The following is a 12,990-nucleotide window of genomic DNA, read 5'->3' as shown; positions in this document are numbered from 1 at the left end:
GTTAGCAGGAGCATTAGCTTCGATTCATTTATTAAGCATTGGCTTTTAAAAAGTCATAAAGCTCATCTTTTAGCACGGCGCGTTGATGCTTCTTTTCATGCATTTCTGTGTCTTCGATTGGAGAGTCTTGTAACTCAAGAGAGCGAATTTCTTTATCCATATCATCGTAACGCTGCATAGTTTTCTTGAAGTGAGCATCGTGTTTCGCGAGGCTATGGATTAATTCATTAAACTCAGGGAATTCATTCAATAACGAGTGTTTTTCGCCTAGCATGGGCAACTCCTTTAGCTAGAATTTAAGTTCAATTTCACTGTACCACTGCAACAAACAGAGTCAACGCAGTAACCTTGTCCGAGATCAATAATCACAACGATTCAGAAAATATAGGGGTTAAACTAGAAATATTCCTATGGTTTAGTCCCGTTAAAACCAGGGCACATAAACGCGTATTCAATTTATATAAGAATAATTCCTAGACATAACTTATTGAATTAGGGATATAATAAAAATCTATGGAGGGGTTATGCGAATTGGAATCATTGAAGATCATCAACTGGTTAGGGATAGCTTTAAAAAACTATTAGAGCTACAAAGCGGGTGGCAAGTTGTCATAGAAGCCTGCTCAGTCACTGAGGCAAAACTTGCTGTTAACTTAGAGCAACCGAATGTATTTATTGTTGATATATCAATGCATGACGGTGAAAACGGACTCGCATTTCTTACCTATCTAAACACTCACTTTCCCGATATAAAAACCATTGTTGCTTCTATGTATGACTACGAGCCTTACGTTAGCAACGCCTTAAAGCTCGGCGCTCAAGGTTATGTTTCTAAACGCTCAGCATCAGAAGCTTTAATTGATGCAGTCAATTCAGTTATTAAAGGAGGGCGCTATATCAGTGAAGATGTGAAATTTAATACTACTTCCCCTGCAAGCAAACTTTCTTTTTTAACGCCAAGAGAGAAGGAGGCACTTCCCTTATTTGCCAAAGGGCTAAATGCTAAACAAGTTGCGCAACAACTCGATATGATGCCCAAAACAGCCCACGTACACAAAACGAATATATACAACAAACTTGAAGTCACTAATTCATTTGAATTATTAAAAATTGCTATAGATTCCGGGATGATCACACTTGATGAACTGGCATAAGCTCATTTCAACAAAGTGTTCTTCACTTAGCTTAATAACTGAAGCATTTAACCAGTTATTGGTGTTTGCGCTTTACTTTTTAGCCTTATATTTATCCTCTTGGGTGAGTAATCATTTAGAAACCGTTGCCCAAAGTAGCGCTATTTACCTGCCAGCAGGGGTGAAGCTCGCATTTTTTGTTATTTTTCCAGTGCGATTTTGGCCAATGCTTTGGATTGCTTCTCGACTTTATGCGTCGTATTTAGGTGTCTATTACAATGATGAATGGAGCTTTGATCTATTTCACGGTTTCTTTCAAGAATTAACCTATATGGCTATCGTCTACAGCTTTAAGAAAAGCCGCTGGCCACCAAATATCACCTCTAATTCCGGTGCTTTGTCGTTAATTCTACTTGCCGTTTTTTCAGCTTCTTTTAAATGGTTTTTGTTTTCGAGCGCCTTTGAATTCACAACCTGGTTAGAGGGTAAGCAAGTATTACAATACCAACTTAATATGACATTAGGCGACTTGACGGGGACATTATTAGTGGCCCCAGCATTATTGTTAATTAACCAAAGTTATAGCCTTGTCCCCTCTCGTCATCATGCTGTTATTTTACTAAGCTTATTAGCACTGGCATCTATTTACATTGTTAGTTACCTAGGTCACTCAGATCTTTATCCCTTACTTCGCCTTTGCTCACTTCTACCGGTAATTTGGTTCTCTTATAAATTTGGTATTAAAGGAGCAATAGCAAGTGCCTTGGTAAGTAATGCGCTGATCGTTGCACAAGCAGGCCTCACCCAAGATTCGATCAATACTTACATTAGCCAATTATTTATCCTAGCCAATTCAGTAACAGGGTTACTGGTAGGAACCGCCACTAACGAGTTAAAGATCAAAAATAATCAACTACAAGCCAGTAACGAAAAACTCACGGCGCTGCTTGAGAAAAATAAGCAGCTCGCTAAACGCATGGTAACTGTGCAAGAAAATGAGCGAAAGTATTTATCTCAAGAACTCCATGACGAATTAGGCCAAAATCTAACTGCACTTAAAACTGACCTGACGGTACTTTCGATAGCGCAACGAAATAATGAAAATGCCCTCGTAGAAGGCCTAAAAGAAAATGCAAAAGCGATGTATGACTCTGTCTATCAAATTATGCATCACCTAAGACCTAGAGAGCTTGATGAGCTTGGGCTTGAGCAAGCTTTTAAGGAAGGACGCTTTAAGAGCCTGCTAAGTAAAGCATCAATCAAATACGTAGCTGAAATAAACTTAAGTTCAGCAATATCAGATGAACACCAAACAGCTATTTACAGAATTTGCCAAGAAGCGGTTACAAACTGCATCAAACACAGTACAGCCACAGAGCTAAGGCTCAGCTTGTTGGCTCACGAACAGTATCTACGCCTTACTATTATGGATAATGGAAAAACCAAGACCACACAGCAAGAGTCTGGTGGCTACGGGTTATCATTTATTGAGGAGCGGGTTATTGCTCTTGGCGGTACATGTACAGTTACTGAAATAGATGGATTTAAAATTGAAGTGTATTTTGATATTTGAATACAGCTAGTTACCTTAAATAAACCTGCTTGGTAAGATATTTTTTCTTAATATTCGCAAGCTGTATTTCAGCTTGATTACCAATAAGCTGTAACAACAAGCCATGCGCTATTTCCCTTTCGCCCAACTTCGATTTAACAACAACTTCTTTACCAATCGCCCCTTGCAATCTTGGTTTAGGAAAGCTCGCTTTTGTAACAGGTTTAAGCCCCTCGATTTCAACAAACAAATTTAGACAATGCTGCTTAGCGGCACTGATCCAGTCATCATGGGATTTAACAATATCAACGTTATTTAGAAAGTGTATCAAGGCGCTATTTCGACTACTAAATTCACTCGAAACATCAGACATATTTTTCACTTGTGCCCACTTACGAATAACAACGTACTTGCCTTGCTTGAGCCTAGCTAAACTCGTCGATGCCCCCGTCATTCTGCTATACCATTCAATTCTATAACAAGAAGAGCCTAAGCTGTGAAGAAGAATAGTCGTATTGCCAAACTCCGTAGTACTTCCCTCAATAACACTCATTTTCAATCCTTTAAGTATAAGTAAACTAGATTTAAAGGATATAAAGAACAAGCCGTTATAGTAATGAGAGACTTTCTTAGTGAGCCTAAGAAAAATTCCTAGTTTGCAGAGAATGGTTAAGCAACTTAAGAGCAGGTAATTAAGATTCAGTTTGAGTGTTGAACACAGTGGTCTTTATTTGAGAAAGTAAAAAGTAAAAGCCAACAAGCCGCTGTTTTGTATGAGCGGAGTAGATTTTCTACGCTCTAAAAAGCAAAACAGCCCCGCATTGCTGCGAGGCTTTTATGTAATTTGGTGAGTCAGCCAGTAAGCCGGGTTCTGTCGTGGATAATCATTCGTCTAGGCCATAAATTGCTCTATGGCTCAAGCAACCTACCCGGTTCCAACGTGGGCCACGCCATAAGGAACCCTATTTGGTCTTGCTCCGGGTGGAGTTTACCTTGCAACCAACTGTTACCAGTGGCCCGGTGCGCTCTTACCGCACCCTTTCACCCTTACCAACCGAAGTTGGCGGTCTCCTCTCTGCTGCACTTGTCGTAGGCTCGCGCCCCCCAGCCGTTAGCTGGCACCCTGCCCTGTGGAGCCCGGACTTTCCTCCCCCTGCGCATTTTCGTTGCAGGCAGCGATTATCTCGGCTGACTCGGCGCGCAGTATACCTGAGCGCGCTCGTCTATGCAGTAAAGAATTAGTCTTTTTCGTCAATAATTGCTTTATAAAGTGCGTTTTTCTTCAAACCAAAATACTCTGCCACGACACCACAGGCTTTTTTAAGTGGCATTTCGGATTCAAGTAAACCTAGCATACGGCGCGCATCTTCTGGAATGTCGTCACTTTGCTTTGCTTTACCCGGTAACATCAATACGATTTCGCCGCGCTGCTTTGTTGGATCATCCGTTAAGAACTGTTTTAGCTCGGCAACTGTGCCATTGAAAAAGGTTTCGAAGGTTTTAGTAAGCTCTTTTGCAAACACCACTGGCTGCTCTGCACCGAGCGCTGCCTCTAAATCATCAAGGCTCGCCATAATACGGTGGGTACTTTCATACATGATGCTAGTAATACCTGAGTTAACCGCTTCAATGAAAAAGGTCTGCCTAGCTTTACTCTTTGCAGGTGTAAAACCAACAAACTGAAAACGATCTGTTGGTAAACCAGAACAGCAAACAGCAGTAATTGCAGCACATGCTCCCGGCACTGGTGTAACATGCGCGCCTTGTTCACGGCATAAGTTGACCACTGCATAACCTGGGTCGCTAATAAGTGGCGTGCCGGCGTCAGATACCAGCGCAATATTCATTCCTTGCTCTAACCAATCAACAATTTGTTGCGCTTTTTGTTTCTCGTTGTGGTCATGCAAAGCAAAGGTTTTTGCTTTGATATTAAAGTGGCTTAACAACTTTCCTGTGTGACGAGTATCTTCAGCGGCTATTAAGTCAACCTCAGATAGGGTTTGGATGGCACGCTGGCTGATGTCATCAAAGTTACCAATAGGCGTGGCAACAATGTAAAGAGTGCCGATTTTATCTGAATTGTCCTCATTTAACATTGAGGTCTCCTGCGTCAGTCAGTAATATAAGCAAATCGCGTTAACGTATCGGGAAATCATTGTGCGACTTAAACTTGTTAGTCTATTAATTGTATTGTCAGGGTTATCGGCTTGTAGCACAACCGAAAAACCGCGAAATAGTGCAGAAAATCAATCGGGCCAATCGAGTACAGCTCTATCACAGCTAACCGACGCACAATCAATGTATCAAGTGGCACTAAACCGTCAAGGTGCCGATAAAATCCAGCTTTTATACACCGCACGTGATGCGGCTATAAGTGAAGAGCGCTGGGCACTGCTAGAAAAAGTATGTCTTGAGCTAGAAGCAACTCCAAGTGTCGACCAAATTCAAAACAAACTTTATATTGCCCTTGCGCAAGAGCAGCAAGGTAAAAGCGATTTAGCTCTAGTGCAATTACAACAGCTTGAGCCACAATTGAGCCAGCCTGAGCATCTAGCATGGCATCAATATTTAACTGGTCGCGTTTATGCATCGCAAGGTATGCCAAAACAAGCGATGACATACTACTTTAAGGCATCAACACTTAGCAGCGAAAATAACTTTACCGTTGCGAATTTAAACAAAGATTTATGGCAAAGCCTAACCCAGCTTTCATCTTACGCACTTGAGCGCTTTAATCGTGGCTCTGTGGTGCAACAAGGTTGGGTTAACTTAGCGCTTTATCATCAAGTATATTTGGGTGCGCCTGTTGAACTTCACCAAGCAATGAATAACTGGTTGCGCCGCTACCCGGGTCACCCAGCTGCTGAGGTACTACCAAAAAAAGTGACTGAGCTGGTACAAATTGAACCTTTAAATGTAAATCGCCTCGCAGTATTGCTTCCACAATCAGGTGCCAATGAACGATTAGGTGATGCATTAAAAGCAGGCGTACTCGCAGCCCTAGATGGACAATCATTAGAGCAAACCCTATTTATTGATGAGTCACTATCGCCAGCAGAAATAACACTTAAGCTCAGCGAGTTTAATGCTGATTTTGTTATTGGCCCGCTACTAAAAAGCAATATCGAGAAGCTAACCAGCGCACAAACATTGGTTGATTACCCGGTTATGCATTTAAACACCTTTGATGGTGAGCGCATTTCGCAGCAGCATTTTTTCTTTGCTCTAAGCCCTGAGCATGAAGTTCAGCAAGCATTAGAGCGATTTTTAACAGCAGGCTATCAAAAGCCGATGCTACTAGCCCCCAATAATAGTAACGGTCAGCGTTTAGTTGAGCACTTTAATACGCAGTGGCAACGATACAGCGAAGTTAAACCGCAAATTGGGTTTTATTCAGGTAAAGATGATATGCCGAAAACGATCACTGGTTTACTTGAAGTAGACCAAAGTAAAGAGCGTATTAAAGTCGTCAAATCATTATTTAAGCAAGAAGTAGAAAGTGAAACTCGCTCCCGCAGCGATATTGACGTGATTTATATTTTAGGTGATGCCACCGAAACGCGCTTAATCAAGCCGTATTTAGACGTTAACGTGAGCACCTTTGCAGATAGAATCCCGCTATATGCCAGCTCTAAAAGCCACAGTAAACAAATTGATAGAACCGATAAAGGCGATTTAGATGGCCTGTATTTTACGGAACTACCTTGGATGCTTGACGGTCAAATATCACAACACAATTTACGCCAGCAGTACGAAAGCTTATGGCCTGAGAATGCTGATATAAGTCAACGCTTATTTGCCATGGCATTCGATGCAGCCAGTATGCTTGGTGATGTAAAGCAATTGAGCATGGTACAGGGCAAACGCTTTAGTGGTATTAGCGGTCAACTGAGCATTGCCAGTAATGGTTACGTTACCCGATCTTTAGATTGGGCGCAGTACAAGAATAAACAAATTATTGCGGTCGATTTAGCGACTGAGCAACCAATCCCACTATTTATGCAATCTGCTATTGGGATCAATGCCGCTGAATAACCTGTTTTAAACGTAGTATTAGCTCAAGGATGAAGCTATGTCGTGGTTTAAGCAATTGTGGCAAAATAGCCGCGAGAAAGGCCTGTATTACGAACATCAGGCTGAACAATATTTAATACAACATGGCTTAAAAGCCATTGAGCGCAATTACTTATGCAAGTACGGTGAGCTTGACCTAATAATGCGTGACGGGCAAACACTGGTATTTGTTGAAGTTAAATTTAGAAAAAACGCCCTGCGTGGTGGTGCAAACTATGCGCTCAGCAAACAAAAGCAGCAACGATTAAGGCGCACGATTAGCCATTATCTTGCCGAGAAAAAGATCTCAAATCAGGCAATGCGAATAGACTATGTCGCTATTACAGGTGAGCTTAACAGCACCCTAAACTGGTTTAAAAATGTTTACTAACGCCGTTTGGCGTCGGCTTAATTTGGTAGGTTATGCAAGAAACGATAAAAAAAATCTTTACTGAAAATATTCAAGTTCAAATAGCGGCAGGTGAAGTACTGCCAAGCGCACTTGAGTCAGCAGCATTCACCATTGCACAAAGCCTCATTAACGGCAATAAGCTGCTGTGTTGTGGCACTCCTAGCTGCCATATGTTGGCGCAGCATATGGCAGGGCTATTAATTAACTTTTATGAAACCGAGCGCCCTTGCCTACCTGCAGTTGCGCTTGCACAAGATCAAGTTAACTTAGGCTCAGCAGCCAATAACGATGAGCACGAAACCTTTGCACGACAAATTCGTGCATTTGCGCAGCAGGGCGACCTTTTACTAGCAATTGCTGTTAATGGTAATGAAAAGCAAATTATCTCAGCGGTTGAAGCGGCACTGACCCGTGATATGAAAGTGATTGTGCTTGTTGGTGATGATGGTGGTGAATTAGTTGGCTTACTTGGCCCAAATGATGTTGAAATTCGTGTGCCATCCAAACGCCCAAGCCGCATTGTTGAGTCACACTTAGTGAATTTACACTGCCTCAGTGAGCTTATCGATTTAACCTTATTCCCACAGGAAGAAAATTAATGTTTAAACAGTCTTTACTAGTATTTGGTACCGTTTTATTGCTGCAGGGCTGTGCAGCTGCCGTTGTTGCTGGTACAGCGGGTGCTGTAACTGCCGCGAATGATCGCCGCACGATTGGTTCACAAATCGACGATAACAACATCGAAATTAAAAGCTCTATTGCTATTAGCGAAAATGAGCGTCTTCACAAATACGCCAACGTTAACGTAATCAGCGTTAATGGTATTGTGCTTATGATTGGTCAAGTTGCTAACGCAGAAATGAAAGACGAAGCACAGCGTGCTATTGAGGGCGTTGATGGTATTCGTAAAATCCACAACCAAATTCGCATTGGTTCGAATATTGGTATGAGTACGCAAACGCACGACTCTTGGTTAACCTCTAAAGTGAAAACACAATTGCTCACCACAGAGAGCATCAGCAGCAATAACATTAAAGTAGTAACAGAGAATGGCGAAGTCTTTTTGATGGGCTTAGTGAGCGATTCTGAAGCGAATTTAGCGGTTGATGTAGCACGTAACGTATCAGGCGTTGAACGTGTTATTAAAGTGTTTGAATATTTATAATACCCAACCGTAAATGGATAATAAAAAACCCGCTTAATAGCGGGTTTTCTTTTGTCTGACTAAGGTTACTTAATCACTCGTAAGTGAGCACCTTTTTTCTTCTCTGGTTTAGCAGGTGGCTCATCATCTGGCGTAATATCGTCAGGTGTTTCAACACTTTCTAATACCGGAGCAAAATCGTCTTCGTCCTCGATGAATTCTTCTGCAGTAAATACAGTCCCTTCACCATTCTCACGTGCATAAATTGCGAGCACAGCACCCATAGGTACGTACACTTGCATTGGTTGACCACCAAAGCGCGCACTAAAGCTAAGCTGTTGGTTATCCATTGCAAATTGTGTTACCGCTGATGGGCTAATGTTCAAAACGATCTGACCGTCTTGCACAAACTGTGTTGGTAATTGTACAGCAGGAAAATCAGCATTAACCACTAAGTGTGGCGTGCACTGATTATCAACAATCCAATCAAAGAAAGCGCGTAGTAAATAAGGACGATTAGGCGTCATTATAAACGGATCTCACGCTCTGCTTCAGTTAGTGAAGCTTGGAATGATTCACGCTCAAATAAACGTAACATATATTCTTTAAGCTCTTTAGCGCCTGCACCATTAAGCTCAATACCAAGCTCAGGTAAACGCCAAAGTAGTGGTGCTAAGTAACAATCAACTAAGCTGAACTCTTCGCTCATGAAGTAAGGTGCTTCAGAGAAAATTGGTGCAATTGCAAGTAACGCTTCTGTAAGCTCTTTACGTGCTTGCGCCGCTTCACTGCTACCGCTAGTGATTTTGTTAGCTAGGCTATACCAATCCGTGTCGATACGATGCATCATCAGACGACTACGGCCACGCATAACCGGATAAACTGGCATTAGTGGAGGATGAGGGAAACGTTCATCAAGGTATTCCATGATGATGTTTGCCTGATATAAACCAAGCTCACGATCGATCAGTGTTGGTACTGTACCGTAAGGGTTAATCTCATGAAGTGCTTCTGGCAGGTTATCCTTTTCAGCCAGGTGAATGTCAACACTTACACCTTTTTCAGCAAGTACGATACGTACTTGATGGCTATACATACAGTTAGCACCAGAAAACAGGGTCATTACAGGGCGCTTATTGGCAGCTACGGCCATGCCTACCTCCATTATATTACAAAAACAGCAATAGGGGCTTAAGCCCCTATCACAAAACTACCTTTCAAAATGCCCAGGATTAGTGAACATCTCTCCAGTATTCTTTCTTCAGCATGAATGCCAAGATAAATAGAATCACTAGGAAACCAATTACCTTAAGACCTAACGCTTCTGACTCTAAACGTGACGGCTCGCCAACGTAAGCTAAGAAGTTAGTTAAGTCACGAGCAGCACGATCGTACTCGTCAACACTCATTTCACCAGAACCATCTGTTTCAACGCCAACAACTTTAGTCACTGTGTGACCATGTTCTTCCACTTCTTCAGTGATTGGTGTTGGTAAGCCTTGTAGTTCTTGAAGAACGTGTGGCATACCTACCGATGGGAAAACAACGTTGTTTACGCCAAACGGACGAGACTCGTCTTTATAGAATGACTTCAGATAAGTGTAGATCCAGTCAGTACCACGAACTCGCGCTACAAGCGTAAGATCCGGTGGCGCTGCGCCAAACCATTTAGCTGCGTCTTCTTTACCAATCGCATTTTTGATGTGGCTACCTACTTTTGAGCCATCAAAAATTAGTTGCTCTTGACCAATCTCAGTAGGAATACCGATATCACGGAACGTACGCTCATAACGTTGATACTGCATTTGGTGACAACCAAGACAGTAGTTCATGAACAATTTAGCACCGCGTTGTAAAGACGCGTTATCTTTAAGGTCAATGTTCGCATCCATTAAAGGAACCGAAGGACCTGCTGCCATTGTCAACGATGGCAACAATGCGAATAAACCGATAATTAGCTTTTTCATCATTTCGTCAACCTCGTTGGTAATGGCTTAGTTTTCTCATTCTTGCTGTAAACAAATAACAATACGAAGAACATGAAGTATGTCACAGTCGTGATTTGTGATAACAGCGTTTTGAAATCAGTTTGTGGTGTAGCACCAACCCAACCCAAGATAACGAAAGTTACCACGAATTGTGCGATGTTTAACTTGTGTAAACCACAACGATAACGAATAGAGCGAACCGAACCACGGTCAATCCAAGGTAGTAACGCAAGCACTACGATAGATGCACCCATCGCCGCAACACCCATTAACTTGTTAGGGATTGCACGAAGGATTGCGTAGAATGGCGTAAAGTACCAAACTGGGAAAATGTGCTCTGGTGTTTTCAGCGGGTTAGCTGCTTCGAAGTTTGGCGCTTCTAGGAAGAAACCATTCATCGCAGGCATAAAGAATACAACCCAACAGAATAAAATTAAGAAACCAACCACACCCACAATATCTTTTACTGTGTAGTAAGGGTGGAACGGGATTGCATCAACAATGTCTTTCTTGTTGGTGTAATACTCGTGGAATTTGAATTTAGGCTTATCTTCTTCAGCTACAGAGCCTTTCTTACGCTTGATTTCAACACCATCAGGGTTGTTTGAACCCACTTCGTGTAGTGCAACAATGTGTAAGAATACTAAGATTACGATTACTAAAGGTAATGCAATTACGTGTAGTGCAAAGAAGCGGTTAAGCGTAGCACCAGAAATTACGTAGTCACCACGGATCCAAAGCGTTAAATCATCACCAATAACCGGAATCGCACCGAATAGTGAAATGATTACCTGCGCACCCCAGAAAGACATTTGTCCCCAAGGCAGTAAGTAACCCATGAAAGCTTCAGCCATAAGCGCTAAGAAGATGAACATACCGAATAACCACAGTAATTCACGTGGTTTTTGGTAAGAACCGTAGATCATGCCACGGAACATGTGCAGGTATACAACGATAAAGAACGCTGATGCACCTGTTGAGTGAAGGTAACGAAGTAACCAACCGTATTCAACATCACGCATGATGTATTCTACCGATGCGAAAGCACCTTCAGCAGATGGTACGAAGTTCATTGTTAACCAAATACCAGTTACGATTTGGTTAACAAGTACTAACATGGCTAGAGAGCCAAAGAAGTACCAGAAGTTAAAGTTTTTTGGTGCTGGATACTGTGCAATATGCATGTTCCAAACACGTGTCATTGGAATACGATCGTCGATCCAACCAATAATTTTACCAAACATTACGCCACTCCTTTTTCTTCACCGACTAAAATAGTCGTGTCATCAAGGAAGGTATACGGAGGGATTTCTAGATTTAATGGTGCAGGTACAGATTGGAATACACGACCAGCCATATCAAATTTAGAACCGTGACACGGACAGAAGAAACCGTCGTCTGTGCCCTCTACTTTCTCACCAAAGCCACCTTGTAGGAAGCTAGGAGAACAACCTAAGTGCGTACAAATACCAACAGCAACGAAAATTTCAGGACGTTGCGAACGATATTCGTTGGTTGATGATTCAGGTTGTTGAGGCTCTTCAGACGCAGGATCACGAAGTTGACCTTCATGTTCTTTCATCTGTTCAAGCATTTTTGGTGTACGATTAATAACCCAAACAGGTTTTCCTCGCCACTCAACACGTATTAATTGTCCTGGCTCAAGCTTGCTGATATCTACTTCTACAGGCGCACCCGCAGATTTAGCTCGCTCACTTGGATTCCAAGACGCAATAAAAGGAACAGCAGCCCCAGCCGCACCAACACCACCAACAACAGAGGTAGCTATGGTTAAAAAGCGACGTCGGCCATTGTCTACAGGCGCATTGCTCATCCACTTATCTCCACTATGATTCCCAACACTTGCCATATTGAGAACATCAGTTACAGCAGGTTAATTTTTAGAAATTTCAAAATAGACGCGATCATAATTAAAACCCTTGATTAAAACAAGGTTATTCACAGTCTCATGCTCGAATAAACCCTATTTAATGAATTATTAATTTAGGTTAGCTCGAGTATGAAGCCGCTGGTTATGATAACGCATATAAAAAAACAATATACTGACCAAGATCAACCTCACTAAGAGGAAACAGAATTCTGCATTAGCTGTTGTTGAACTCACTCACATTACTTGCCCCCCAATTGTAGCAAAAAATTTCATCAATTAACTGATGGATTTAAGCTAATTTTGCTAAATCTTGAAGTTTTTTTACTGTAATACGTACTAATTATTAACAGTGGTTAAATATCGAACGAAAAAAGGTAGGATTTTTACTATCAGCTATCAGCTATCAGCTATCAGCTATCAGCTATCAGCTATCAGCTATCAGCTATCAGCTATCAGCTATCAGCTATCAGCTATCAGCTATCAGCTATCAGCTATCAGCTATCAGCTATCAGCTATCAGCTATCAGCTATCAGCTATCAGCTATCAGCTATCAGCTATCAGCTATCAGCTATCAGCTATCAGCTATCAGCTATCAGCTATCAGCTATCAGCTATCAGCTATCAGCTATCAGCTATCAGCTATCAGCTATCAGCTATCAGCTATCAGCTATCGAAAAATGAATGTAAAGCTACTTCAGTTCATTAACACAAATAACTAAATCTCTATCTCGGTCAGCTAAAAACTGACGGCTGAAAGCTGACGGCTCCAAGAAACAAAAAACCCAGCCGGAGCTGGGTTTTTGGTATTCTGATAAACG

The 12,990-nt window shown here is 41.9% G+C and carries 15 protein-coding genes and 1 other RNA gene; 7 read left to right on the top strand and 9 right to left on the bottom strand.

Annotated elements, in window-relative coordinates; genetic code table 11:
* Window positions 1–31: 31 nt before the first annotated feature.
* A complete protein-coding gene (locus tag KQP93_RS02500; protein WP_217875691.1) occupies window positions 32–274 on the bottom strand; it encodes a YdcH family protein in 243 nt (80 codons plus the stop codon).
* A gap of 250 nt (window positions 275–524) precedes the next feature.
* Here KQP93_RS02500 and KQP93_RS02495 point away from each other — a divergent pair, with 250 nt between their 5' ends.
* Window positions 525–1,154 (top strand): response regulator transcription factor, encoded by a 630-nt coding sequence (locus tag KQP93_RS02495; RefSeq protein ID WP_217875690.1) that lies wholly within the window; start codon window positions 525–527, stop codon window positions 1,152–1,154.
* Complete coding sequence (locus KQP93_RS02490) at window positions 1,141–2,706, top strand: MASE1 domain-containing protein (protein ID WP_217875689.1); 1,566 nt, start codon at window positions 1,141–1,143, stop codon at window positions 2,704–2,706. Before KQP93_RS02495 ends, KQP93_RS02490 begins: the two co-directional genes overlap by 14 nt.
* A gap of 10 nt (window positions 2,707–2,716) precedes the next feature.
* On the opposite strand, the gene KQP93_RS02485 is transcribed toward KQP93_RS02490, so the two are convergent.
* The 3 genes from KQP93_RS02485 to rsmI form a co-directional block, all read right to left on the bottom strand.
* Entirely contained in the window at window positions 2,717–3,238 is a 522-nt protein-coding gene (locus KQP93_RS02485; RefSeq protein WP_217875688.1) for a hypothetical protein, read from the bottom strand.
* Between the two features lie 291 nt (window positions 3,239–3,529).
* An RNA gene (gene rnpB / locus KQP93_RS02480) (RNase P RNA component class A) lies at window positions 3,530–3,881 on the bottom strand.
* Between the two features lie 42 nt (window positions 3,882–3,923).
* On the bottom strand, window positions 3,924–4,781 hold the full coding sequence (gene rsmI, locus KQP93_RS02475) for a 16S rRNA (cytidine(1402)-2'-O)-methyltransferase (RefSeq protein WP_217875687.1): 858 nt from the start codon (window positions 4,779–4,781) through the stop codon (window positions 3,924–3,926).
* 61 nt (window positions 4,782–4,842) lie between these two features.
* Between rsmI and KQP93_RS02470 the strand changes: the two genes are divergently transcribed.
* From KQP93_RS02470 to dolP, 4 genes are read left to right on the top strand one after another with little or no spacing between them, the layout of a single operon-like run.
* A complete protein-coding gene (locus KQP93_RS02470) occupies window positions 4,843–6,720 on the top strand; it encodes a penicillin-binding protein activator (RefSeq protein ID WP_217875686.1) in 1,878 nt (625 codons plus the stop codon).
* Between the two features lie 37 nt (window positions 6,721–6,757).
* Window positions 6,758–7,129: a YraN family protein gene (locus KQP93_RS02465; protein ID WP_063702677.1), complete on the top strand. Its 372-nt coding sequence runs from the start codon at window positions 6,758–6,760 to the stop codon at window positions 7,127–7,129.
* Window positions 7,130–7,161: 32 nt separating this feature from the next.
* Window positions 7,162–7,749 (top strand): SIS domain-containing protein, encoded by a 588-nt coding sequence (locus tag KQP93_RS02460; protein ID WP_054561085.1) that lies wholly within the window; start codon window positions 7,162–7,164, stop codon window positions 7,747–7,749.
* A complete protein-coding gene (gene dolP / locus KQP93_RS02455; protein ID WP_175078727.1) occupies window positions 7,749–8,315 on the top strand; it encodes a division/outer membrane stress-associated lipid-binding lipoprotein in 567 nt (188 codons plus the stop codon). The genes KQP93_RS02460 and dolP overlap by 1 nt, the downstream gene beginning before the upstream one ends.
* Window positions 8,316–8,380: 65 nt before the next feature.
* Here dolP and KQP93_RS02450 read toward each other — a convergent pair whose 3' ends face one another.
* The 5 genes from KQP93_RS02450 to petA form a co-directional block, all read right to left on the bottom strand.
* On the bottom strand, window positions 8,381–8,821 hold the full coding sequence (locus KQP93_RS02450; protein ID WP_217875685.1) for a ClpXP protease specificity-enhancing factor: 441 nt from the start codon (window positions 8,819–8,821) through the stop codon (window positions 8,381–8,383).
* Window positions 8,821–9,447 (bottom strand): stringent starvation protein SspA, encoded by a 627-nt coding sequence (gene sspA / locus KQP93_RS02445; protein WP_054554181.1) that lies wholly within the window; start codon window positions 9,445–9,447, stop codon window positions 8,821–8,823. The genes KQP93_RS02450 and sspA overlap by 1 nt, the downstream gene beginning before the upstream one ends.
* A 79-nt stretch (window positions 9,448–9,526) precedes the next feature.
* A complete protein-coding gene (locus KQP93_RS02440) occupies window positions 9,527–10,264 on the bottom strand; it encodes a cytochrome c1 (RefSeq protein WP_217875684.1) in 738 nt (245 codons plus the stop codon).
* Window positions 10,261–11,526: a cytochrome b gene (locus KQP93_RS02435; protein WP_130050511.1), complete on the bottom strand. Its 1,266-nt coding sequence runs from the start codon at window positions 11,524–11,526 to the stop codon at window positions 10,261–10,263. Before KQP93_RS02435 ends, KQP93_RS02440 begins: the two co-directional genes overlap by 4 nt.
* Window positions 11,526–12,116 (bottom strand): ubiquinol-cytochrome c reductase iron-sulfur subunit, encoded by a 591-nt coding sequence (gene petA / locus KQP93_RS02430; RefSeq protein ID WP_063702692.1) that lies wholly within the window; start codon window positions 12,114–12,116, stop codon window positions 11,526–11,528. Before petA ends, KQP93_RS02435 begins: the two co-directional genes overlap by 1 nt.
* Before the next feature lie 406 nt (window positions 12,117–12,522).
* Here petA and KQP93_RS02425 point away from each other — a divergent pair, with 406 nt between their 5' ends.
* A complete protein-coding gene (locus KQP93_RS02425) occupies window positions 12,523–12,891 on the top strand; it encodes a hypothetical protein (protein WP_217875683.1) in 369 nt (122 codons plus the stop codon).
* Window positions 12,892–12,990: the final 99 nt, after the last annotated feature.

The organism is Pseudoalteromonas shioyasakiensis, assembly GCF_019134595.1.
GTDB lineage: Bacteria > Pseudomonadota > Gammaproteobacteria > Enterobacterales > Alteromonadaceae > Pseudoalteromonas > Pseudoalteromonas shioyasakiensis_A.
Note: the sequence above shows the minus strand (reverse complement) of the source record. Positions and strands in the feature narration are given on the sequence as shown.

Bases quoted from the DNA above. Each gene is read 5' to 3' on its own strand.
- KQP93_RS02495 (WP_217875690.1), top strand. From the start codon at position 525: ATGCGAATTGGAATCATTGAAGATCATCAACTGGTTAGGGATAGCTTT.
- dolP (WP_175078727.1), top strand. From the start codon at position 7,749: ATGTTTAAACAGTCTTTACTAGTATTTGGTACCGTTTTATTGCTGCAG.
- KQP93_RS02440 (WP_217875684.1), bottom strand. From the start codon at position 10,264: ATGATGAAAAAGCTAATTATCGGTTTATTCGCATTGTTGCCATCGTTG.
- petA (WP_063702692.1), bottom strand. From the start codon at position 12,116: ATGAGCAATGCGCCTGTAGACAATGGCCGACGTCGCTTTTTAACCATA.
- KQP93_RS02490 (WP_217875689.1), top strand. From the start codon at position 1,141: ATGAACTGGCATAAGCTCATTTCAACAAAGTGTTCTTCACTTAGCTTA.
- sspA (WP_054554181.1), bottom strand. From the start codon at position 9,447: ATGGCCGTAGCTGCCAATAAGCGCCCTGTAATGACCCTGTTTTCTGGT.
- rsmI (WP_217875687.1), bottom strand. From the start codon at position 4,781: ATGTTAAATGAGGACAATTCAGATAAAATCGGCACTCTTTACATTGTT.
- KQP93_RS02485 (WP_217875688.1), bottom strand. From the start codon at position 3,238: ATGAGTGTTATTGAGGGAAGTACTACGGAGTTTGGCAATACGACTATT.
- KQP93_RS02465 (WP_063702677.1), top strand. From the start codon at position 6,758: ATGTCGTGGTTTAAGCAATTGTGGCAAAATAGCCGCGAGAAAGGCCTG.
- KQP93_RS02500 (WP_217875691.1), bottom strand. From the start codon at position 274: ATGCTAGGCGAAAAACACTCGTTATTGAATGAATTCCCTGAGTTTAAT.
- KQP93_RS02450 (WP_217875685.1), bottom strand. From the start codon at position 8,821: ATGACGCCTAATCGTCCTTATTTACTACGCGCTTTCTTTGATTGGATT.
- KQP93_RS02460 (WP_054561085.1), top strand. From the start codon at position 7,162: ATGCAAGAAACGATAAAAAAAATCTTTACTGAAAATATTCAAGTTCAA.
- KQP93_RS02435 (WP_130050511.1), bottom strand. From the start codon at position 11,526: ATGTTTGGTAAAATTATTGGTTGGATCGACGATCGTATTCCAATGACA.